The sequence below is a fragment of the Pseudofrankia inefficax genome, assembly GCF_000166135.1.
GTDB classification, from domain to species: Bacteria; Actinomycetota; Actinomycetes; order Frankiales; family Frankiaceae; genus Pseudofrankia; species Pseudofrankia inefficax.
The window spans coordinates 5829642-5852287 of record NC_014666.1; the positions used below are offsets into that span (position 1 = coordinate 5829642).

Consider the following 22646-nt stretch of genomic DNA (forward strand, 5'->3'; position numbering starts at 1 on the left):
CTCAGCACTCAGATGGGCAGAGCGGCCTGCATCTCGGCACGCAGCTCCGGCGTGAGGAACTCGCCCACCCGGGTGACCAGGAGGGCCATCTCGTAGGCGATCAGACCGATATCCGCGCCGGGGCTCGACAGGATCGCCATGCAGGCCCCGTCACCGACGGCCGTGACGAACAGGAAGCCCTGCTCCATCTCGACGATGGTCTGCCTGACGCTCCCCCCACCGAAGAAACGCCCCGCGCCGCGGGCCAGGCTGTTGAAGCCCGACGCGACGGCGGCCAGCTGGTCCGCCGTTGCCCGGTCCATTCCCGCCGACGTGGCGAGAAGCAGACCGTCCGAGGAAAGCGCGATCGCGTAGGTGACCTCAGGCACCTTCTTCACGAGGTTGTTGAGCAGCCAGCTCATGTTCTCGGACGGCCCAACCGGGCTCATCAGGTCACCTTCCTCTGATCGTCACCGTCACTGGAACCCTGTCCGTCCGCCAGGCCCCGACCGAAGTTGGACTGGAAGGACGACATCATCGACCGGATCTCCTCCGGAGAACGGGGCCCGGCCACGACCGACGGCGGCCGGACCGGCTGCGGGCCGTCCCGGCGCAGCTCGGGCGCGAGGTTGGCCCGCCGCATCCGGCGCGGCAGGCCGACCTCGGTCGTCGGCGCCGGTGCGGCCTGGGCCGGCCGCGGGCGGGCTGGGCCGCCGGGCGCGTAGCCGGCGGCCGGGGTGACCGGCCCGAACGGTTCGGGCCGCGCCGGTGGGGCGCCGGCGCCCGGCTGCTGGTGACGCGGCGAGGTCCGGCTGGGCAGGTCCACGCCGAACCGCGACTCGGGCGAGCCGCTCAGGGGGTTCTGCGGCGGGGTCACGGGCGCGCTGTAGGCGGTGGTCGGAGAGGAATAGGGCGGCGCGGCGGCCGGGCCAGGGGCCGAGGGACCCAGCAACGGGTCGTCACCGGTGGCCGGGCCGGCGATCTGCCGGCGCGGCCGGTCCGCGATGAACCAGCTCGACCGGACGGTGGCGAACACCGGCAGGTCGTCGAGCAGCGGCTCGTCGTCACCCGGGCGGGGCGGCGTCACCCCGAACATGGCCCGGGGCCCGGTGTCCTCCAGGGCCATCGGCGGGATCGGCGGGGCAGGGTCGGTCATCCGCGGCGGGGCCGGGAGGTCGTCCGGCGACAGGGTGCCCGCCGCGGCCGGCAGCGCGAGCGTCCCCGACGGCGGGCCCGAGCGGGTGCCGAAGCCGGTCGTCGGCGGGTCGATCTCGTCGGCCAGGCCGCCACCCAGCGGGGCGCCCGGCGGCAGGGCCAGCATCGGCGCGCTGAAGTCGAGCGGCTCGGTGTCGGAGGCGACCGGCCGGCCGCCGACCGCGGCGAACTCGCGGGCGTCGTCGTGGCCGGCCGGCGTGCCCGGCACCGCGTCGATCGGGGTGTCGCCGTCGGCCACCCGCAGCAGCGGGCCCGGGATCAGGACGATCGCCATCGTGCCGCCGTACGGCGAGGTCCGCAGCCGGACCTTGATGCTGTGCCGCTCGGCCAGCCGGCCGACGACGAACAGGCCGAGCCGCTCGGAGGTGGTCAGGTCGAACGGCGGCGGGTTCTCCAGCCGGTCGTTGATGGCCTTGAACTCGGACGAGTTCATGCCCAGGCCGCGGTCCTCGATCTCGATCGCGAAGCCGTTCGAGACCTCGTGGCCGGTCACGTGCACCGGGGTGTGCGGCGGGGAGAAGGAGGTGGCGTTCTCGATCAGCTCGGCGAGCATGTGGATCACGTCACCGACGGCGTGGCCGCTGATCGCGCCGCCGCCGACCGGCAGCACCTTGACCCGGGTGTAGTCCTCGACCTCCGCGACGGCGCCGCGGATGACATCCTTGATCGGGACGGGCCGGCGCCAGCCACGGGCTGGCTTGGAGCCCGACAGCACGATGAGGTCCTCGGCGTGCCGGCGCATAAGGGTCGCCAGGTGGTCGAGGCGGAAGAGCTCCTCGAGCTCGTCCGGGTCGGTCTCCTTGCGCTCCAGCGCGTCGATGACCTTCAGCTGGCGGTGGATCAGCGCCTGGCTGCGGCGGGCGAGGTTCAGGAACGTGTCCCCGATGCTCTTGCGCATCGCGGCCTGCTCGACCGCGGTGCGCACGGCGACCTCGTGCACCGTGCCGAACGCCTCGGCGAGCTGGCCGATCTCGTCGCGGGTGGTCGCGGGGACCGGGAAGTGCTCGGCGTCGAGGTCGACGGGCTCGCCCTTGTGCAGCCGCTCGACGACCTCGGGCAGCCGGTGGTTCGCGACCTCGAGCGCGCCTTCGCGCAGCCGGCGCAGCTGGCGGATCATGGGGCTGGCGACCAGCAGCGAGATCAGGACCGACAGCAGCAGGATGAGCGCGACCGCGAGGCTGGAGACCAGCGAGTCCTTGACGGCCTTGCTGGAGATCTGGCCGGACGTGGCGATCAGGTCCTCGGAGACCTGGGTCTCGACGTCGTGCATCTTCGCGATCATCAACTGCGAGGCCGTCGTCCAGTCACCGACGGCGACGTTCGGCGTCTGCCCGCCCTGCTTGGCGGTCAGGATGTCGTCGCGCATCGAGCCGACCCGTTCGATGAGCGAGTTCGGGTTCGTCGGCAGACCGACCGCGTCCGTCAGGTACTGCTGCTGCGCCGGGGTCGCCGCCGCCGAGTACTCGTCCAGCCACGCCTGCTCCTGGCCGACCTCGATCCGGGTCTGGTCCAGCGCGCTGGAGTCGTTGAGGAAGAAGACCCGGTTGATGCCACCGGTCTGCTGGGAGAGCGCTTCCTTGGCCTGGCTGATCGCGACCAGCGCGCCCACGCCGTAGACGATGGACGTGTCCTTGCTGCCCGTCGCGACCACGCCGTCCAGACCGAGCAGCGCCGAGACCAGCGGGTCCCAGTAGGCCACGTCGCCGTTCAGGTCCATCTTCTTCTTGTCGATCGCTTCCCGGTGCGCCTTGAGCTTGCCGAGCATGCCGTCGACGTTGGTCAGCAGGCCACCGAGCGCGCCGCGAGCGCTGCCCGGCAGCTTCGCCTCGCTGATCCGGAAGGCCTTCAGCGTCGCGTCGACCTTGGGGCGGGCCGCGTCCATGACCGCGGGCGGGCCGAGATAGTTGGACGCCGTGCGGGTGTGCGAGCCGAGGCGCTCGTTCTGGATGTCGTTGATCAGGCCGTTCACCTCAACCGAGAACGCGGCCAGCGCCTTGGTCCGCTGCGCTTCCTGCACTCGGTTGACGTTCCCCCGCACCTGTATCGCGCTGAGCACGGCAAGGGCGACCAAGGGGACGATGAGAATTACCACCAGCTTCGTTCGGATGGGCCAGTTCTGGAGCATCCGGTCCTCTCGTCCGACGCCCGCGGTCAGGGCGCCTTGGCTACGGGGGTGGCCTGTAGGGCGAGTGGGCGGGTAAACGGCGGGCCGCACCGTCCGTGTATCCGCGCTCTGGCCCCACCGGGCAGCGCGAGCCGCCGAGGGGACCACGGTTTCCCCTCGGTCCCCCGTCCGCCCCCTTTGCCCGGAAGGTAGAGGGCAACTGTACTGACCCCTCGCATCCATGGGATGACGGGGGATCGGCAAGTGGCCACGGGGCGCACGGCAGTTGTCTCAATCGCATCGGTGAGACAACACCGTAGACCGGCCGTTTTGCCACCGATGACCTGTCGTCACACCGCGTAGCGCCACCACGCCGACCGACCATCCGCCATCGAGTCCACGCCGAGAGACCGCTTCGGCCACGACCAGAACGAAACAGACCCGCAGGTCGAACAACGCGTCGGAATGGCGAGCGGGCAGCTCTTCAGCCCGACATCCCGTTGGGCGATCGCCAAACCCGTCGGGCACAACAGATTCGTTTACGGAGTAATCTGCGTCACGTCGCAACGTCGATTGAGAGGCCCGATGCGCGTCGCGGTAGTGCTTTTTGGCATACGGCGGTAACCATCGGGAAACAGCGCCCTGGCGCCCCCGGCGAGATGGCCAGACGGGGCCGCCGCCCCATCCCGAACTCTCCTCGGGGCGTTTACCGCCAGACCGGATCCCGGCGCCTTTCCGCCGGCCACGCACCCGTCGGCCCCGGTCCCGCCGCCGCCGGGCGTCGCCCACCGGCCGTGGCCCGTCGGCCACCGGGCGCAGGCGGCCCGCGCCGCCCGCCGGCCGCTCCGCCGAAGACAGCGGGCCGCTCCGCCGAAGGCATTGGCCCCAGATTGCATAACGTATATTCTTCTGCCGCCCACCATCGAGCCATCGCGACGAAGCGGAGTGCAGCATGACGACCACCGATCGCACTGGCATCGACGGTTCGGCCACCAACGAGGCGCCCCCGCCGACCATCCCGGCCGTCCTGGACCGAGCCGCCCGCCGCTGGCCGGCCGACGAGGCCCTGGTCGACGGCGCCACCCGCCTCACCTTCGCCCAGCTCGCCGCGGCCGCCGACGAGGCGGCTCGCGCGCTCGTCGCCAGCGGCGTCGAGCCCGGCGACCGGGTCTCGATCTGGGCGCCGAACGGCCACCGCTGGATGGTGGCCGCGCTCGGCATCTACCGGGCCGGCGCGACCCTCGTGCCGGTGAACAGCCGGTTCAAGGCCGGCGAGGCCGCGGGCCTGCTGCGCGCGACCGGCGCGAAGATCCTGTTCACCGTGACCGACTTCCTCGCGACGGACTACGCCGCGGCGATCCACGCCGAGCCGGACCTGCCAGCCCTCGGTGAGGTCGTCGTCCTCGACGGCCCGGCCAGCCCCGCCACCACCCAGTGGGCGGACTTCGTCACCCGCGCCGCCACCGTCCCGGCCGAGGTGACCGCGGCCCGCGCGGCGGCGCTGACCGGCGACGACGTCAGCGACATCATCTTCACCTCCGGCACGACCGGGAAGCCGAAGGGCGCGATGCTCGCCCACGGCCCGTCGACCCGGCTCTACACCTCCTGGGCCGACGTCATCGGCCTCGGCCACGGGGATCGCTACCTGCTCGTCTACCCGTTCTTCCACACCGCCGGGCTGAAGGCCGGCCTGCTCGCGAGCCTGCTGGTCGGCGCGACGCTGGTCCCCTACCCGGTCTTCGACGTGCCAGCCGTGATGCGCCTGGTCGAGACCGAGAAGATCACCATGCTGCCCGGGCCCCCGGCGGTGTACCAGACGATCCTCAACAGCGACCTGACCGGCTACGACCTGTCGAGCTGGCGGCTGGCCGTCACCGGCTCGGCGGCGGTGCCGGTCGAGCTCGTCCGGCGGCTGCGGGCGGACCTGGGCCTGCGGACCGTCGTCACCGGCTACGGGCTCACGGAGACCACCGGGACCGTCGCCATGTGCCGGCACACCGACGACCCCGAGCTGGTCTCCCGCACCTCCGGCCGGGCGCTGGACGGGATCGAGGTCCGCGTCGTCGACGACGCCGGCACCGAGGTGCCCCGCGGCGAGCCCGGCGAGATCATCGTGCGCGGCTTCAACATCATGACGGGCTACCTGGACAACCCGGCCGCGACGGCCGAGACCATCGACGCCGACGGCTGGCTGAAGACCGGCGACATCGGCGTCATGGACGACGGCGGGAACATCGCGATCACCGACCGCAAGAAGGACATGTTCATCGTCGGCGGCTTCAACGCCTACCCGGCGGAGATCGAGAGCATGCTGGCCGAGCACCCGGCCATCGCCCAGGTCGCCGTCGTCGGCGTCCCGGACGAGCGGCTCGGCGAGGTCGGCATGGCCTACGTCATCCCGCGCACCGGCCAGCCGCGGCCGACCCCCGCCGAGATCATCGCGTGGTCGCGCGACCGGATGGCCAACTACAAGGCGCCCCGCTACGTCGAGGTCGTCGACGCGCTGCCGCTGAACGCCACCGGCAAGGTCGTCCGCTACGAGCTGCGCGACCGGGCGGCCGCCACCCTCCGACAGGCCTGACCCACCGGGCAGCGTGACCCGCCCGCCGGCCCGACCCGCCGGGCGGGACCGCCTCGTCCCAGGTGGCGGGACCGCCGTGGCCAGGCAGACGATGAGGTCTGCCGTGCACGGGGGGGGACGAAATGGCGGACCAGACCGGCAGGGATACGACACATACCCGCGCGACCGGGCCGCGCACGTGGCCGGCCAGCGGCCCGGGGCCCTATGGCGTCGACCGGACGGACCTCAGCGACCGCGACCCCTACCAGCGGCCGGACGGTCACCCGACGAGCCCCGAGCCCGAACCCGACGCCGCGTTGCCGGACCCCTACCCGGGCGAGCGGCCCTATCCGGCGGAGCACCCCGCCCGTCGGGAACACCCGCACCGCGCCGAGCACCCACATCTCGCGGACCACCCGCACCTCGCGGACCTGGCCGGGCGGGCGGACCGGGCCGCCGGGCGGGCCTGGTCCTGGTTCGCGAAGCTCGCCGACCAGACCACGACCCACCAGACCACGACCCACCAGACCACGACCCAGGGGCCGGCGCGGCCGTCGGAGCCGGCCGCGCCGCACCGGCCCGGCGGCGGCACGCCGGCCGGGTCCGGCTCCCGGGTCACCGAGCCGCCCGAGGGCGGCCCCGGGCGCTACGTCGACCTCGCCCCTTCGAACGGCATCACCGTCGACCGGGTCGCCCCGCCGGCAGCCGCCCCGCCGGCTCCCGTGGCAACCGCCCTGCCGCCGCCCTCGGCGCCGTCAGCCCCACCAGCCCCCCCAGCCCCACCAGCCCCTCCAACCCCGTCGGCGCCACCCGTCCCACCGGTCCCGCCTGAGGGCCTGGTCACCGGTGCGCCGCCACGCGAGGACACCGACGCCGACGGGGCCACCCCGCGGTCCGTGCGGCCGAAGGTCGGGTACGCGCTGCACGGCGGCGAGGCCGACGCGCACCGGCTGGCGGCCCAGTCGCGGGTGCTGGAGCCGGGGACGGAGGCGTTCCTGACCAGCCTCGGTGTGCGTCCAGGCTGGCGCTGCCTCGACGTCGGCTGCGGCCACGGCCAGGTCAGCATCCTGTTGGCGGGCCGGGTGCGGCCGGGCGGGCAGGTCGTCGGCATCGACGCGAGCCCGGCGTCGCTCGCCGTGGCCCGGCACAACGCGACCCGGGTCGGCGCGCGCATCGCCTGGATGAACGCCGACGCCAGCTGGTTGCCGGTCGCGCGCGGGGGCTTCGACCTGGCCTACAGCCGGCTGCTGCTCGGGCACCTGGCCGAACCCGTGGCGACGCTGCGCGCGATGGCCGCCGCGGTCCGCCCCGGCGGGGTGGTCGCCGTCGAGGACATCTACTTCGGCTATGCCGCCAACGCCGGCTCGGTCCTGGCGAACCCGGCCATCGCCGAGTTCTTCGACCTGATGGCGATGACCATCCGCGTCCACGGCGGCGACCCCATGATCGGGCCCCGGCTGCCGGCGCTGCTCACCGCCGCCGGGCTGGTGGACGTGACGGTGAACGTCAGGCGCTCGCCACTGCCGGGTGACCCGTCCGGGCGGCTGGTCGAGGAGGCGCTGGAGGCCACCCACGGCACGGCCCTGAGCGCCGGGCTCGTCACCGCCGAACGTCTCGACCAGCTCCGCGAGGCGCTGGGCGCGCTGTCGCGGGCCGAGCTCACCGAAGCGACCGGGGCGGCCCGCCTCTACCAGGTGGCCGGCCACCGCCCGGTGCACCGCCACCATCACTCCGACTGAGGGAGCCGCGCCGAGGCGGGCCCTTGCGCGCGCGAAGGACCGCGGTCAACCAGCTACCGGCGCGGATCGGACGCAGACGCCCCAGGCCCGGGCCCGGGGAGGTCCGCCCATTGGCTTGATCTCTGTCCTGGCCCTCGCATGGTCACAAAACCGGTGCGGGTACAGCCACGGGAGGGCGGAAGCAGCGATCTTGGTGGCTCGGGACGGGGTCAGCCCTTCCGGTTGCGGCACTAGGCTGCGGGGACGGGGAACACCCGATTCTGGGAGGCCTGCCCGCATGTCCAGCAGCACCAGCGCGGGCACCGCCGCCGCGCCCCCGTCCGGCGGGGTCACCGGGTTGCACCACATCCAGCTGGCGGTGCCCGCGGGCGTCGAGGACGCCTGCCGAGCGTTCTGGGTCGGCCTGGTCGGGCTGACCGAGGTGCCCAAGCCGGCGCCGATGGCGGCCCGGGGCGGGGCGTGGTTCCGCGGGCCGGGCTTCGAGCTGCACGTCGGCGTCACGGCCGACTTCACGCCCGCGACCAAGGCCCACCCGGCCATCCTGGTCGACGACATCGACGCGTTCGCCGAGCGCCTCACCGCCGCCGGTGTCCCCCTGGACTGGGCCCATGACTTCCCCGGGCACCGGCACTGCTACGTCGCCGACCCGGTCGGCAACCGGATCGAGTTCCTCATGCCCGGCCCGGCAGCCGAGGCCGCCCCAGATCGTCCGCCAACCCGGCAGCGGTAGACCTGACGCCGCCCGTCAGGCCATGATCGCCGTTTGGGCCCTGGAATGGTCACGGAAACGTCCCCGCCACGACCACGCCAGGGCCGAGACCGCGGTCAAGGCCATCGTGGCCGGCGGGATGCCGTCTAGGACCGCCGGGCGGCGGGTGGCGCGGGCGGGCCCCAGGGCTCGCCGGCCGGGACGTCGCGCAGGACGATGCCGGCGACGACCTTGGCGGCGAGCAGGGACTCGATCTCGGCTGGTGGGAAGCCGGCCTCGGCCAGGACCAGCCGGGTGTCGTGGCCGACGAGCACCGTGCGCGCCGGTGGCCGGCCGGCGTCCTGTACCCAGGTCCCGTAGCCGCGGGCGATGTGGAAGCGGCCATAGCGCGGGTCCGCCACGACATGGGTGAAGCGGTTGGCCACCAGGTGCGGGGCCTCGACGTGCTCGTCCTCCAGGGTGACCGGAACCGCAGGGATCCCACGGGCGGCGAGCGCCCCGGCCGTGTCACGCACCGACCGGTGGGCGAGTGCCGCCGCGAGGGCCGCGGCCAGCTCGTCGTCGCCGCCCTCGGCGCCGCCCGGGAGGCCGGCCGGGAGGCCGGCCGCGTCGACCAGCCCGGCGACCTGGGCGGCGGTGATGGCGGCCACCGCGAGCCAGCCGTCGGCGCACTGGTAGTAGCGGTGGCCGGCCGTCGGGCCGGGGAAGTCGGCGCGGCCACGCGGGGCCGGCGGGCGGCCCGCGTAGTCGGTGAACTCTGGCGACTGCAGGAAGGTCGCCGTGTTGGCCAGCGACAGGTAGAGCCGGTCTCCGGCGCCGTCGCGGCCGCGGGCGTAGAGCGCGGCCAGCGCCGACAGCGCGCCGAGCACACCGGTCCCCGTGTCGTTCAGCGGGATCGGGGTCAGCACCGGGTCGTCGTCGCCGCCCTGCGCGTCGGCGAGGCCCGACAGCGCCTGGAACACCGGGTCGAAGCCGGGTGCGTCGGCGTACTCGCCCGCGTGGCCGTAGGCGGAGACCGAGCAGCGCACCAGGCCCGGATTGCCGGCCAGCACCCGCTCGGGGGTGAGCCCGGCCCGTTCCATCCGGCCCGGCCGCATGTTCTCGACGAACAGGTCCGCGCCACGCAGCAGCCGCAGCAGCACGTCCGCCCCGCCGGGGGCGCCGATGTCGAGGGCGACCGACCGCTTGTGCTGGCTCGCGACCAGGACCGACATCGGGAACACCCGGAACGGGTCACCGTCCGGGGGCTCGACCTTGACGACGTCCGCGCCCCAGTCCGCGAGGATCTCCCCGATCAGCGGCCCGGCCAGGTAGGAGGACAGGTCGACGACCCGGATCCCGGACAGTGGCAGCCGTCCCGCCGACGGCGCCTCGTCGGTGGCCGGGCCGTCCTGCCCGGGCTGGGCATCGGGCCACAGCTCACCGCCGGCCGGCAGGTCCTCGGGGACCGGGAAGGCTCCGGGGACGGCCGGGGTCCGGGTGAGATCGACGGGGAACCCGGGCAGGGTGACCGGACCGACCTCCGGGTGCTCACGACGAACGAACGCGTGGTTCGCGGCGACGATGTCGCGGCCGGCCCACTCGGCCCGCCTGGCGATCGGCGCGCACGGGACGTCGTGGGCGGCGAACAGCTCCAGCCACTCGGCCAGCGGCCGGCGGCGGAACTCGGCGACCAGCTCGTCGACGACCAGCTTGCCGCCCTGCTCCCAGACCTGGAGCCGGTTCCAGTCGCCGTCGACCCCGGGCTGGACGAGGACGTCCATCCGGTCCATCGCGTCCAGCGCGCGGATGAAGATCTCCGGGACGAGCGCGGCCAGGTAGAGCCAGCGGCCGTCGGACGTCTGGTAGTTCCGCCAGTAGGGGACGCCCTTCCCGGTGGTCTTGGAGCCGCGCACCACCGGGACGTCGAGGCCGACCTGGGTCATCATCCCGAGCTGCGCCGCGGCAGCGTCGAGGCCGCTCACGGTGACGCCGTGGCCGCGGCCACCGTCCCGGCGGCGCCCGAGCAGCGCGGCGATGGCGGCCGCGGCGCCGAGCGCGCCGTGCAGGTGCGTCGTCGTGGCCGTCACCGGCGCGACGGGACAGTCCCAGGTCGCCGGGTTGCGGGCGGCGACACCGCCGAGCGCGGCGAGCAGCAGCGGGTCCTCGGCGACCTCGGCCCACTCGCCGTGCTCGCCGTAGGGCGGCAGCCAGACCGGGCACAGCCGCGGGTACCCGCTGGCCAGCTCGGCGGCGGTCAGGCCCAGCGCCGCCAGCCGGGCTGGGGTCTGGTCGACCAGCAGCACGTCGGCTCCGCCGGCCAGCCGCGCCGCGTCGGCCGGCCCCATCCGGACGATCCGCTTCCCCCGGTCCCACCAGAGGTCCTCAGGCAGGACCGGCTCTGACCCGCCCGCGTAGGCCGAGGGAGCCAGGGTGGAACCGCCGGCCGTGGGGCCGCCGGCCGTCGCCAGGTCGGCGCGGACGACCTGCGCGCCGAGGTCGGCGAGCAGCATCCCGGCGATCCGGCCCGCCCGCGTCACGGACGCCTCGAGCACCCGCACGCCGGCCAGCGCCGCGGGCCGCTCCCCCGCCGGTAACCCGTCGCCCGGGCCAGCCGCCACCGTCGCCATGCGCCACCGTCCTCGGCTTCGTGCCTGGTACAGGCTCTGTTCGCATCTGCCTGGTACAGGCTCTGTTCGTATCAACGAACGCGACGTCCGGCATCCGAATCCGCCCGGCGGGCGGCACCGCCAGGCCGGCGTGGAAGGCCGGCCGCAGGCCCGCGGGTCGGGTTATCCCCAGTAGGGATTGGTGGGTCTGCGCGATCGTCCCGGCGCGCGAACCGATCTACGGTCGACACAACGTCCCGGGCAACGGGACGCGGCGGCGCACGACGCGCCGCTCGACGGCGAGAACAGCGGGACGCGAACGAGATGACGACGCGATCAGGTCCGCGGCGGGCGAGGGCCCGCCTGGGGACACCCGCCCGGGCAGCCCGGGCCGGCAGGTGGGACCGATGAACGCGCTCGGCACGGCGCTGCGGGCGACGTTCGGGCGCCGCGCCTGGCTGGCGACGATGTTCAGCGCCCAGACGGCGCTGCTGGGGACGTTCAGCTTCGCCCTCGTGCTCACCCTCGTCGTCGCCGGCGCGTCCACCGTCTGGCTCATCCCGATCGGGCTGCCGCTGCTCTGGCTGGCGCTGGCGCTGGCGCACCAGTTCGCCCGGTTCGAGTCCTGGCGGTACGCGGCCTACCTCGGCGAGCGGCTGCCGCTGCGCCCGGTGCCGCCGGCCGCGTCGCCGGATTCCGGCCGGCTGGGCCGGGCCTGGTCGCGGATGTGGGCCCGGCTGCGTACCGGCGGCAGCTGGCTGGAGACCGTCTACGCGCTGTTCGTGCTGCCGCTGGTGGGCTGGGTGGGCGGCTGGGTGGTCGCGACGTTCTGGGGCGGCGCGGTCGCGTTCCTGCTGTTCCCCGCCTACGGGCACCGGCTCGGGGGGCCCGACGAGGTGGTCGGCGTCGACCTCGGCTACGGCGGCGCGGTGGCCGCGCACGTCGTCGCCGGGGTGCTCGCGCTGGTCGCCGCGCCGTGGCTGGCCCGGGGCCTGACCGCGTTGGAGCTCGCCATCGCCCGCCGGATGCTCTGCCCGCGCGACAGCGAGGCGCTGACCCGGCGGGTGGCGGACCTGGAGGCGAGCAGGGCCGGGATGGTCACGGCCGCCGCGGCCGAGCGCCGCCGGATCGAGCGCGACCTGCACGACGGGGCCCAGCAGCGGCTCGTCTCCGTCGCGATGACGCTGGGGCGGGCGCAGGAACGGTTCGCGGCCGACCCCGACGGCGCCCGCGGCCTGCTCGCCGAGGCGCACGCCGAGACCAAGCGTGCCCTCGTCGAGCTGCGGGACCTCGCCCGGGGCCTGCACCCGGCGGTGCTCACCGACCGCGGCCTCGACGGGGCGTTGCCCGGTCTGGCCGCGCGCTGCCCGGTACCCGTCACCCTGGACGTCGCGGTGGCGCCGCGGCCGTCCGCCGAGGTGGAGGCGGTCGCCTACTTCTTTGTCGCCGAGGCTCTGACGAACATCGCCCGCCACGCCGCGGCCGACACGGCCCGCATCGTCGCTCGCCGCGTCGGTGACCGGCTGGAGGTCGAGGTCAGCGACGACGGCACCGGCCGGGCCAGGGAGGCCGGCGGATCCGGCCTGTCCGGCCTGCGGGACCGGGCGCTGGCCGTCGACGGCTCGTTCTCCGTCACCAGCGCCCCCGGAACCGGCACGACCCTACGGCTGGACCTGCCATGCCAGAACTGACCCCGCCCACCGGTCCCGCCTCCGAGGGAGACAGCGCGATGGCCGACCTCTCGACCGCGCCGGCCACCACCGCGACGGCCCTCACCGGGCCAGACGGCGGCGGGTCTGGCGGCGACCAGCCGCCGACGGCCCGTTCGGACGCCGGTCACCCCGGGGCCCGCGTCATCCTGCTCGTCCTGGGAACCGTGCTCGCGCTGGGGTTCGCCGCGTTCGCCGGAAGCCAGGCGATGAACTGGACGACCGGTCGGGACAAGGTCGACCAGCACGCCGTCCTGCCCGCGTCGGTCACCCGGCTGGAGATCAACACATCCAGCGGGAACGTGATCCTGACCGGCGTCGCCAGCGGGCCGGCCGTCGTCGACGCGCACCTGACCAGCACGATCCGCGCGCCCCGGCTGAAGGTCGACGTCTCCGGCGGCACGGCGAAGGTGAGCGCCCACTGCGGCTGGAACTTCACGCTCAGCTGCGGCGCGACCCTGCGGATCACCGTTCCGGCCGGCGTCACCGTGGTGGCCCGCTCGTCGTCCGGCGACATCCGGGCGACCGACCTGCGCGGCCCGGTCGACCTCGCCACGTCCTCCGGCAACGTCATCACCTCCGGTGGCACCGGCACGGCCCGGCTGAGCACCTCGTCCGGCGACGTACGGGCGACCGGGCTCGCCGCCACGTCGGTGTACGCGCACTCGTCGTCGGGCGACGTCTCGCTGCGGCTGACGGCGATCCCCGACGACGTGACGGCGACGACGTCGAGCGGCGACGTACGGGTCGCCGTGCCGGACGGCCCGTCGCCCTACCTGGTGTCGGTGCACACGTCGTCCGGCGACCGGACGGTCGGGGTCCGCACCGACCCGACCGCCCGGCGCCGGATCACGGCGAGAACCAGCTCGGGCAACGCCTCCGTCGTCTACGCTCCCGCCGACCAGCGGCCGTGACCGTCGCCCCGTGCCGTTCCGATGCCGCCGGAGCACCGCGAGCGACGGGCGCCTCCCGGTGGGCCAGGCCGCCGTTCGCGGTGATCGCCGGCCCGGCGGGTGGTCGCCGTTTACGCCCGAATCGCGTTTTAGGGCCGCAGCTGTCGGATACAGGACACCAATGGGGTTCGCCGATCGGCCACTGCGGCGCACTACGATTCCCGTACCGGCGCCGGGTCGGGGGCGATACCGGAACCGGCCGCCGACATTGTGCCCACGGACATTGTGCCCACGCACGGGACGCCTGCTGGCCAGCCCGAAGGATGCGGGAAAGCCCTCCGCCTCCGGTGGCCCTGGAACGTATAGGTGGTCGGATGCCTGACGACCGCGGTTCGCAACACCAGGTAGACCCAGATCAAGCAATCCGCGCGTCGTCACGAGAGGCGCCGCGCCCATCCGACCGGTCGGCCCTGGGCCGCCGGTTCTTCCTCGCCGACCCGCGCGCCCAGACCGGGCCCGGCCGGGTCCGGCTCGCCGAGATCGCGGCCGAGCTCGTCGATCCGGACGCCGCCCGGCGGTGGTACCAGCGGCTCGACCTGGAGGTGCTGGGCGCCATCGCCACGCCGCACGGCCAGCTGACCACGCTGCTGGCCGGTGAGCCGCCCGCGGGTGGCGCCGGCCGGGGCGCCCGCCAGCGGGTCCGGGCCGTGCTGGAGGGGCGCGGTCTCGGCTGGCTGTGCGACGACGACGAGCGTGGCGAGCACGCCGAACGTGCCTGGGACGCGCTCTACGCCGCCCACTACGGGGTCGACGACGCGGTCGGCCAGGTCGAGTGCCTCACCCAGGTGCTCGCGGTGTGCCGGCTCGCGGAGCTCGCCTACTCCAGCGCCGACATCGGCTGGCGGGAGCTGGCCGACGCGGCCTCGGCCCGGCCGATGGTGCCGGCCGAGATCTACCGGCCGCAGCGCGACCGCCGGCAGCGGCCGCCCGACCAGGTCGTCCAGGCCGTCGCGATGCCGGTCGCGCGGACCGAGCTCGACCGGGTCGCCCTGGACGCCGCGCTCGACTCGGCGGCCCTGCGGTCCGGGGCCGAGGAGGCCTGAGCCGCGGTCCCGTCAGGCGGGCAGGACCGCCGCCATGCCCGCGAGCAGGGCGCGCCCGGCCGCCGGGCTGGCGGTGAGGACGCCGTCCGCCGCGGTCTCCACCGGGCCGCGCCGGCCGGTCGCCAGCAGGCAGAAGTCGACGACGTCGAGGCAGACCTCGCCACCGGGCGGCGGCTGGGAGCCGGCGGGGCCGTCGGAGGGCAGGGCCAGCGGTTCCCGGCCGGGGCCGACCAGCCAGCGGCCGACGACCACGGCGCCGCCGGGCCGGCCGGCGGCGGGCTGACCCGTCGGGTCGACCCGGGTCAGGGCCAGCGTGAGCGGTGCCGGATCGCTCCCCGCACCGTCCGGGCCGCCGGGCCAGCGCACCCGCCCGAGCGCGAGCCGGGTCGCGGCCCGCAGCTCGGTGGCGCGCAGCGCGGGTAGCCGCACCCCGGCCGCCGCGGCGATCGCGGAGCCGTCCAGCCAGGTGCCGAGCATCCGGCTGACGAGGTGATCCTCGACGGGCGCGGTCCAGCCGAACGCGTCGACCGGGGTCTTGGCCGCCTCCGGCTCACGCCCGGCCAGCCAGGCGCACAGCCCGCGGGCGCCCTCATGCCAGGTGCGCCACAGCAGCACCGGCGGCCAGAACACCGGGGGCCAGAACACGGCCGGCCAGTACGCGGCCGGCCGGACCGGTGCCGAGCCGCCCACCACCCCGTCGGGCCGGGCACCGCCACCCGTCCCCGCGCCGGCCGGCCCGGCCTGGCGACCGGCCGTGGCGCCGGAGCCGGCCTGGCGGGCCATCGCCGGGACAATCCCCTCGGCCGCCGGATCCGCGCCGGGCTGGGCGAGCGCGCCCGCGACGGGAATCCCGATCGCGGTCGCCAGGGCCGCGTCCAGGCCGGCCAGCCGGGCGACCACCTCGCGCGGGGTGCGGCCGTCATGGCCGGTCGGCCGGTCCCAGTCGAGCACGCTCAGCTCGGCGAGCACCCGGTCGACCGTCGCCGTCCAGGCCGCGAACGGCGCCGCGTAGGGCGGCGTGGCGGCGACCGCGGGGCGGTAGGCGAGCGCGGTGGCGAGCAGCTCGACCCGCGGGTCGGCGGCGTCGTCGTCCGCCGACCGGGTCGGCCCCGTCAGCGGGCCCGGGAGGCGCGGGCGGGGCCGGCGGGCCGGGCCGGGCCCGCGGACCTCGACGCGCTCGGCGCCGCGGGCCGGCTGCTCGGCGACGTACTGGCTGGTCGCGGCGTCCAGCGCGGCGGCGAGCGCGTCGTCACCCGCCGGGTAGCGCAGCGGGTGCTCCCACAGCCGGGCCAGCACGGCCCGCACCGCGGCGGCCCCGTCCGCCTGGGCGTGCCCGGCGGCGACCTCCAGCAGGCGGTCGGAGAACCGGGTGTAGGCGTCGGCGAGCGCGGTCGGGTCGCCCGCCGCGAGCCGGCCGGACAGGTCCGCCACGCCGGCCCCGCCCAGCGCCGGCGGGTCCGCCGGGACCGCCGCGCCTCGGGAGCCGGTCATCGCCACGGGCGCAGTGTCGCACGCGTGGGCGCGCCGATCCCCCAACCTTCATGATCGCGACGACCAGACCACAGCGCCGGCCTGGGGCGCGGACCCGCAGGTCGACGGACGCGCGGATCGACCGGCGCGCACAGTGGAGGCATGGGACGGGCGAGCACGCGGCGGCGGGTGGTGCGGGTGACCGTGGGGGCCGCGCCGGACCAGCGGGTCGACACGGTCGCGGGCGAGGAGCCGCTGGAGCTGCGGCTGGCGGGCAGGTCGCTCGCCGTCACCATGCGCACGCCCGGGGACGACATGGACCTCGCGGTCGGCTTCCTCGTCGGCGAGGGGCTGATCGGCTCCGGCGACGACGTGCGGGCGATGCGGTACTGCGCGGGCACCGATGACGACGGCCGCCAGACGTACAACGTGCTCGATCTGGTGCTTGACCCCGCGGTGCCCGAGCCGGACCTGGCCGCCGCTGCCCGCTCGTTCTACATGACGAGCTCGTGCGGGCTGTGCGGCAAGGCGAGCATCGAGGCGATCCGGCTGCGCTCCCGGTACGCCGTCGCCGACGACCCGCTGCGGATCGAGGCCGCGACGCTGGCCGGCCTGCCCGCGGCGCTGCGCCGGGCGCAGCGGCTGTTCGCGACGACCGGCGGGCTGCACGCCGCCGCGCTCGTGGACGAACAGGGGCGTCTCGAGCTGGTCCGGGAGGACGTCGGCCGGCACAACGCCGTCGACAAGGTCGTCGGCGCCGCCGCCAGGGCCGGGCTGCTGCCGCTGCGCGGGAGGGTGCTGCTGGTCAGCGGCCGGGCGTCGTTCGAGCTGACCCAGAAGGCGCTGCTGGCCGGGATCCCGCTGCTCGCCGCGGTGTCGGCGCCGTCGGCGCTCGCGGTGGACCTCGCGGCCGAGAGCGGGATGACGCTCGTCGGCTTCCTGCGCGGCGACTCGATGAACGTCTACGCCGGCGCCGAGCGGGTCGTCAGCGTGACCAGTCGTCCCGAAATCGGCGCACATCCCGCCAGATGAGCCGATAGAGTCCGCCAACGTGACCTGCATCGTCGGGGTGGAGTACAACGGGCGGGTCGTGATCGGCGGCGACAGCGCCGGCGTCGCCGGGTGGTCGGTGACCGTGCGGGCCGACACGAAGGTCTTCCGCAACGGCGCCTACATCATGGGCTTCACCGACTCGTTCCGGATGGGCCAGCTGCTGCGGTACAGCCTGGTCCCGCCGATGCCGCACACCTGGGACCTGGACCGGTTCATGGCGACCGAGTTCGTCGCCGCGGTGCGCGACTGCCTGCGCGACGGCGGCTACGCCCGCAACGACTCGGGCAACGAGAGCGGCGGCCAGTTCCTCGTCGGCATCCAGGGCCGGCTCTACCGGATCGACTCGGACTTCCAGATCGGCCGCAGCGTCGACGACTACCAGGCGGTCGGCGCCGGCGAGGACTTCGCGCGCGGCTCGCTGCACACCTCCGCCGACCAGCCGCCCGACTACCGGGTCCGCAAGGCGCTGGCCGCCGCGGCGCACCACTCCACCGACGTCCGGGCGCCGTTCCACCTCGTCTGGGACCCGGACCAGCCGGTCGGCTGAGCACGGTCGACGGGCCGTGGCCGCGGGCCGTGTCGGCATCCTGACAAAGGTCCGGTCGGGCCCGAAATCCCCCTAGCCAGGCGCGAAATGCTCGCCAGAATGGGATTTGCGCACTCCGTGACCGGGCCGGCACAGCGGTCCCGCGGAGCCGGGCCCGCCGCGACGGCCCCGCGCGACCACGTCATCAGACGGCCCACAGCTCATCAGACGGCCCACAGGGGGCGCGGGGTGCAGCAGCCGCTCGGTCCGACCGGCCTGCCGGCGGACTCCCAGGCACTGATCATCTGTCCGGGCCGGCCCCCGGAGCCGGGCGCGGCGCAGGTCGTCGCGACCGCCCGGCGCGGCGCCGACGCGTTGCGCCGCGGCCTCATCGGGCCGGGCGCGCTGGCCGAGAGCCGCGTGCAGCTCGTCGACGCGCCCCGCACGGCCGTCGACGTGGCGATGGCGCTCACCCTGGCGGGCACGGTCCCCCGCGACGTCCTGCTGGTGTGCTGGCTCGGCCCGGTGGCGCCGCCGGACGGTGGTGAGCCGCTGCTGGTCGTCGGCACGGGGCCCGACGCCGAGCGGTCCGGGACGCTGCGCTTCGGCCAGCTGCTGGCCCTGACCGCCGCCTCCCCGGCCCGGCGCAGGGTCGTGCTGGTGGACGGGTGGCGCCTCGGTTCCGACTCCGCGGTCACGGCCAGGCCGGACGAGGACCTGGCCGCGGGGTTCGCCGAGGTCGCCGGCCGCTACGGCGACGAGCTGGAGCTGCTGGTCGCGGTCAGCCCCGGCGGACCGGGTTTCGGCGCCGGGCCGCTCCCGCCGGCCGTCGCCTCCGTCGACCAGCTGCTGACGGCTGGCGACCCGGACGGCCCCGAGCAGCTGACCGTCGGCGGGGTGTTCGCGACGGCCCACCGGCGGCTGGCCGCGGCCGGCGTCGTCAGCGCGACCCACCTGGCCGGGCCGGCCGCCGGCGAGACCCCGCTCGCGCGCAACCTCGCCCGGGTCACCAGGACCGACGCGGGGCGGGCCGAGGCGACGGTCCTGCTCGCGGACCCGGCGCCCGCCGGGCCGGTGCCCGCCGCGGCCGAGCTGGCGCCGGTGGCCTCCCCCTACCCGGGCCTCGCCGCGTTCGACGCCGGCTCGGAGCGGTACTTCTTCGGCCGGGCGGAGACCGTCGCCGAGGTGCTCGCCGCGCTGCGGGACCGGCCGGCGGACGCGGGGCCGCTGGTGCTGGTCGGTGCCTCGGGCGCCGGGAAGTCCTCGGTGCTGCGGGCCGGCGTGCTCCCGGCGCTGCGCCGCGGCGAGCTGGGCCGCGCCGTGGCCGCCGGGCCCCAGGTGCTGTTCACCCCGACCGAGCGCCCGCTCGACGAGCTGGCCGCCCGGGTCGCCGAGGCAATCGCCCCACCAGGGCTCGCCGGGGTGATCAGAGACGCCGTGCGGACCGATCCGCGCCGGCTCGCGCAGATCGTCGTCGACCTGGTGGCCCGCGCCGCCGCTCCGTACGACCCGGCCGTGACGACGCCGCCGGGCCCGGCGGACTCGGTGGAACCCACCGCCGAGCCGCCGCGGGCCCGGCTGGTCGTCGCGGTCGACCAGTTCGAGGAGACGTTCACCCTGGCCGGCGACACCCTGGCCGGCGACACCCTGGGCGGCGACACCCTGGGCGGCGACGAGGCGCAGCGGGCCGGCTTCGTCGCGGCGCTGGCCGCGCTCGCGGCTCCGGGACCGGCCGGCGAGCCGGCGCCCGCCGTCGTGCTGCTCGCGGTGCGCGGCGACTTCTACCTGCGCTGCGTCGGCTACCCGGAGCTGGCCCACGCGCTGGCGCGCGGCCAGGTCGTCGTCGGGCCGATGCGCCGCGAGGAGATCCGCGCGGCCGTGGTCCGGCCGGCGACCGCCGTCGGGCTCACCGTCTCCCCCGCGCTCGTCGAGCTGATCCTCGACGACCTGGCGGCCGACGAGGACGCCGGCGACGCCGGTTCCGGGTCGCTGCCGCTGCTCGCGCACGCCCTGCGGGCCACCTGGGAGCGCCGCGCCGCCGGGACGCTGACCGTCGACGCCTACCGCGCGGTCGGCCGGCTCGGCGGCGCGCTCGCCAAGACCGCCGACGACTGGTTCACCGGCCTGGACGCCGCCGGCCAGGAGACAGCGCACGGCCTGCTGCTCGGCCTGGTCCGCGTCGGCGAGGTCGGCGAGGCGACCAGGCGCCCCCGGCCGCGCGCGGCGCTGCTGGCCGAGGTCTCGGCCCCCGGGGCACCCGCCGTGCTGGACGCGCTGATCCGCGGCCGGCTGGTCGAGGCCGACGAGAACCGCGTCCAGCTCACCCACGAGGCGCTGGTCCGGGCCTGGCCGCGGCTGCGGGAGTGGGTCGAGCTGGACCGGGCCGGCGCGCTGGTCCGCCAGCGCCTCGACGACGGCGGCCAGGAGTGGGAGAGCCACGGCCGCGACCCGTCCCTGCTCATCCGCGGCCAACGGCTGACCGGCGCGCGCGACTGGGTCGAGGCTGGCGGCCGGCGCCGGACCCTGGCCAGCCCGGCCGCCGAGTTCTACGACGCCTCCGTCGACCGGGAGCGCGCCGAGGCCGAGCAGGCCCGCCGGCGCACCCGGCGGCTGCGGTCCCTGGTGGCCGCGCTCACCGTGCTCGTCCTGGTCGCGACCGGCACGTCCGTGTTCGCCTTCAACCGCCGCGCCGCCGCGCGGACCGCCGAGAACGCGGCCGTGACCGCGAACGCGACCGCGCTGTCAGCGCACATCGCGGGTGTCGCCGAGACGGTGGCCGCCAACAACTCCGAGGTCGCCGCCCAGCTCGCGATCGCCGCGGACCGGACCGCCGACACGCCGGACGCGAAGACGGCGATCCTCGGCGCGTCGTCGCCGGTGCGGCTGCTGCACGCGCACGACGGCTCGATCGGCACGGTCGCCTGGAGCCCGAACGGCCGGGTGGTCGCCAGCGGGTCGGACGACGGCATGGTCAAGCTCTGGGACGTCACCCACCTGCCGGCCGTCCGCCCGCTCGGCGGCGAGCTGCGCCAGGGCGACGCCAAGAGCACCCACGCCGTGAAGTCGGTGACCTTCGACGACACCGGCCGGCTGCTCGCCGTCGGCACCGCCAACGGCGACGTCAAGATCTACACCGTCACCAACCCGGCGGCCCCAGTGCTGCGCGACACGCTGCCGACCGCGCCCCTCGACGGCGGTGGCGTGTTCGCCCTCGCCTTCGGCGCCCACGGCGACGTGCTGGCCGTCGGCGGCTACGGCGGTTCGGCGGTCCGGCTCTACGACGTCGGCGTGCCGGGCGCGCCCCGCCTGCTCAGCACGCTGAACGGCAGCGCCGAGCAGGTGCGAGCCCTGGCGTTCAACCCGGACGGCACGCTGCTGGTCACCGGCAGCGAGGACGGCTACGCCTACCTCTGGGACGTCACCGACGCGGCCAGCCCGCTCCAGCTGCAGACCCTGGCCACGCCGCCGGCCGCGACGGCGGCGACCTCGGACATCCGTGCCGTCGCCTTCAGCCCGACCGGCCGCGAGCTCGCCGTCGGTACCAGCTACGACGACGTCCTGCGGTTCACCGTCGACGGCAAGGCGGCCACCCCGGCGACGACGCTTGCTGCGAACAACACCCAGGTGTCGTCGCTGGGGTACGTCGACGGCCAGACCCTCGGGGTCGTCGAGGCCGGCGCGGGCGTCGGCCTGTCCCTCTTCCGCCCGGGCGAGTTCAGCTACCTGGTGCCGACGCCGACCAGCAAGAACGACGTCGCGGCCTTCTACACGCTGCCGCAGCCGTCGACGCCGTGGTCGTTCGCGGCCGACCCCCGCGACGACCACTGGATCGTCACCGCGGGCAGCGACGGCGCGCTGCGGTGGGCCCGCTGGAACGACGGGATCGCGGCCGGCGGCGAGGTCCCGCAGTTCCTCTTCCCCCGCTCGAACACCTCGATCGCGCTGGTGACCTCGCTGGACACGCTGGAGATCTACGACTTCGCGCCCGACCCCGGCCACCTGCCCGCTCCCACGCTGCGGACCGCGGCGGATCTCACCGCGGGCAGCGCCTATGCGCCCTTCGCGGGTGACCTCGCGGCACGGTCCGGGCTGCTCGCGGTCGCCGCCTCGGACCGGGTGACGCTCTGGGACGTCTCCGACGCCGCGATCGCCCGCTGGCCCAGCCGCACGCGCAGCGACCCGCCGGCCAAGATCGCGCCGCTGGCCAGCATCCCGCGGACCGCCGGCACCACCACGGACGTCACGCTCAGCCCCGACGGCCGGCGTCTGGCGATCGGCACACCGGGCGGCCTGGAGCTCTGGGACATCACCACGCGGACCGCGCCGAAGCTGATCGGCCGGCAGCCGGCGGCGCACAAGTCGACCGGGCTGGTGCGGGTCGCGTTCAGCCCGGACAGCAGGTGGCTCGCCTCGACGAGCAACGACAAGGTCCTCAAGATCTGGGACGTCGGGCGCGGTCTGGCCGGTGGCCCCACCGGGACGCTGACGCTGCCGGCCGGGCAGAACGCGGTGGCCTTCAGCCCGAAGGGCGCGATCGTCGCGCTCGGCGGCCAGGACAACCGGGTCCGCCTCGTCGACGTGGCCGACCCGGCCAGGCCCCGGGTCGCCGGCACGTCCACCAGCCAGGCGTTCCAGGTGCTCGCCATCATCTTCAGCCCGGACGGCCGGGCGCTGGTGGCCGGCGGCGCCGAGGACATCCGGGTCTGGGACGTGACCAACCCGGCCGACCCGCGTTGGACGCTGTCGCTCCCGGCGATCCGCGGGCTCAACTACCCGTTCACGTTCGCGTCGTTCCTCGGCGGCGGCCGGTACCTCGTGGTCGGGCGCAACTACGCCGTCGCGTCGCTCTACGACCTCGACATCGGCCAGGACCTGAACCGGCTGTGCGCGGGACTCGGGGACGTCATCACCCGGGAGGAATGGGACACCTACCTCAACGGCGTCCCCTACGCTCGCCCGTGCGGCGCCGCGTAGCGCCGCGGGGCGGGGCGCGGGTCG

13 protein-coding genes are annotated in these 22646 nt (G+C 75.4%); 9 read left to right on the forward strand and 4 right to left on the reverse strand.

From position 1 onward, the window contains the following. Positions 1-8: 8 nt before the first annotated feature. Positions 9-428, reverse strand: coding sequence for a roadblock/LC7 domain-containing protein (locus FRAEUI1C_RS23625; RefSeq protein WP_013425869.1), 420 nt, complete (start codon positions 426-428; stop codon positions 9-11). Continuing rightward, a complete protein-coding gene (locus FRAEUI1C_RS23630; RefSeq protein ID WP_013425870.1) occupies positions 428-3319 on the reverse strand; it encodes a sensor histidine kinase in 2892 nt (963 codons plus the stop codon). Before FRAEUI1C_RS23630 ends, FRAEUI1C_RS23625 begins: the two co-directional genes overlap by 1 nt. A gap of 931 nt (positions 3320-4250) precedes the next feature. Here FRAEUI1C_RS23630 and FRAEUI1C_RS23635 point away from each other — a divergent pair. From FRAEUI1C_RS23635 to FRAEUI1C_RS23645, 3 genes are all read left to right on the forward strand, one after another. Then, on the forward strand, positions 4251-5879 hold the full coding sequence (locus FRAEUI1C_RS23635) for a FadD3 family acyl-CoA ligase (protein WP_013425871.1): 1629 nt from the start codon (positions 4251-4253) through the stop codon (positions 5877-5879). Between the two features lie 122 nt (positions 5880-6001). Beyond that, the gene (locus tag FRAEUI1C_RS40445) at positions 6002-7597 is read left to right on the forward strand and encodes a class I SAM-dependent methyltransferase (RefSeq protein ID WP_013425872.1); all 1596 of its coding nucleotides are present in this window, start codon (positions 6002-6004) and stop codon (positions 7595-7597) included. A 277-nt stretch (positions 7598-7874) separates the two neighbouring features. Then, complete coding sequence (locus FRAEUI1C_RS23645; protein ID WP_013425873.1) at positions 7875-8327, forward strand: VOC family protein; 453 nt, start codon at positions 7875-7877, stop codon at positions 8325-8327. A gap of 125 nt (positions 8328-8452) precedes the next feature. Here the strand turns inward: FRAEUI1C_RS23645 and FRAEUI1C_RS23650 are convergent, their stop codons facing one another. Next, positions 8453-10915 carry a CaiB/BaiF CoA-transferase family protein gene (locus FRAEUI1C_RS23650; RefSeq protein ID WP_013425874.1) on the reverse strand — a complete coding sequence of 821 codons (2463 nt, stop codon included), beginning with the start codon at positions 10913-10915 and terminating at the stop codon, positions 8453-8455. Between the two features lie 386 nt (positions 10916-11301). Here FRAEUI1C_RS23650 and FRAEUI1C_RS23655 point away from each other — a divergent pair, with 386 nt between their 5' ends. The 3 genes from FRAEUI1C_RS23655 (at position 11302) to FRAEUI1C_RS23665 (ending at position 14599) form a co-directional block, all read left to right on the forward strand. Further along, complete coding sequence (locus FRAEUI1C_RS23655; protein ID WP_013425875.1) at positions 11302-12585, forward strand: sensor histidine kinase; 1284 nt, start codon at positions 11302-11304, stop codon at positions 12583-12585. After that, positions 12573-13517, forward strand: a complete 945-nt coding sequence (locus FRAEUI1C_RS23660; protein ID WP_013425876.1) for a DUF4097 family beta strand repeat-containing protein — start codon at positions 12573-12575, stop codon at positions 13515-13517. The genes FRAEUI1C_RS23655 and FRAEUI1C_RS23660 overlap by 13 nt, the downstream gene beginning before the upstream one ends. 353 nt (positions 13518-13870) lie before the next feature. Continuing rightward, positions 13871-14599, forward strand: a complete 729-nt coding sequence (locus FRAEUI1C_RS23665; protein WP_013425877.1) for a hypothetical protein — start codon at positions 13871-13873, stop codon at positions 14597-14599. 12 nt (positions 14600-14611) lie between these two features. Here the strand turns inward: FRAEUI1C_RS23665 and FRAEUI1C_RS23670 are convergent, their stop codons facing one another. Next, the gene (locus FRAEUI1C_RS23670) at positions 14612-16090 is read right to left on the reverse strand and encodes a hypothetical protein (protein WP_013425878.1); all 1479 of its coding nucleotides are present in this window, start codon (positions 16088-16090) and stop codon (positions 14612-14614) included. A 141-nt stretch (positions 16091-16231) separates the two neighbouring features. On the opposite strand from FRAEUI1C_RS23670, the gene fdhD reads away from it, so the two are divergent. From fdhD to FRAEUI1C_RS23685, 3 genes are all read left to right on the forward strand, one after another. Continuing rightward, a complete protein-coding gene (gene fdhD, locus FRAEUI1C_RS23675) occupies positions 16232-17101 on the forward strand; it encodes a formate dehydrogenase accessory sulfurtransferase FdhD (protein WP_071587962.1) in 870 nt (289 codons plus the stop codon). Between the two features lie 19 nt (positions 17102-17120). Next, positions 17121-17669 carry an Ntn hydrolase family protein gene (locus FRAEUI1C_RS23680; RefSeq protein ID WP_013425880.1) on the forward strand — a complete coding sequence of 183 codons (549 nt, stop codon included), beginning with the start codon at positions 17121-17123 and terminating at the stop codon, positions 17667-17669. Positions 17670-17897: 228 nt separating this feature from the next. Further along, the gene (locus FRAEUI1C_RS23685) at positions 17898-22622 is read left to right on the forward strand and encodes an nSTAND1 domain-containing NTPase (RefSeq protein WP_013425881.1); all 4725 of its coding nucleotides are present in this window, start codon (positions 17898-17900) and stop codon (positions 22620-22622) included. Positions 22623-22646: the final 24 nt, after the last annotated feature.

What these genes read in the sequence shown, in the direction of transcription:
- FRAEUI1C_RS23645 (WP_013425873.1), top strand. Translation starts at nt 7,875, where the DNA reads ATGTCCAGCAGCACCAGCGCGGGCACCGCCGCCGCGCCCCCGTCCGGC.
- FRAEUI1C_RS23670 (WP_013425878.1), bottom strand. Translation starts at nt 16,090, where the DNA reads ATGACCGGCTCCCGAGGCGCGGCGGTCCCGGCGGACCCGCCGGCGCTG.
- FRAEUI1C_RS23660 (WP_013425876.1), top strand. Translation starts at nt 12,573, where the DNA reads ATGCCAGAACTGACCCCGCCCACCGGTCCCGCCTCCGAGGGAGACAGC.
- FRAEUI1C_RS23630 (WP_013425870.1), bottom strand. Translation starts at nt 3,319, where the DNA reads ATGCTCCAGAACTGGCCCATCCGAACGAAGCTGGTGGTAATTCTCATC.
- FRAEUI1C_RS23650 (WP_013425874.1), bottom strand. Translation starts at nt 10,915, where the DNA reads ATGGCGACGGTGGCGGCTGGCCCGGGCGACGGGTTACCGGCGGGGGAG.
- FRAEUI1C_RS23625 (WP_013425869.1), bottom strand. Translation starts at nt 428, where the DNA reads ATGAGCCCGGTTGGGCCGTCCGAGAACATGAGCTGGCTGCTCAACAAC.
- FRAEUI1C_RS40445 (WP_013425872.1), top strand. Translation starts at nt 6,002, where the DNA reads ATGGCGGACCAGACCGGCAGGGATACGACACATACCCGCGCGACCGGG.
- FRAEUI1C_RS23665 (WP_013425877.1), top strand. Translation starts at nt 13,871, where the DNA reads ATGCCTGACGACCGCGGTTCGCAACACCAGGTAGACCCAGATCAAGCA.
- fdhD (WP_071587962.1), top strand. Translation starts at nt 16,232, where the DNA reads ATGGGACGGGCGAGCACGCGGCGGCGGGTGGTGCGGGTGACCGTGGGG.
- FRAEUI1C_RS23635 (WP_013425871.1), top strand. Translation starts at nt 4,251, where the DNA reads ATGACGACCACCGATCGCACTGGCATCGACGGTTCGGCCACCAACGAG.
- FRAEUI1C_RS23655 (WP_013425875.1), top strand. Translation starts at nt 11,302, where the DNA reads ATGAACGCGCTCGGCACGGCGCTGCGGGCGACGTTCGGGCGCCGCGCC.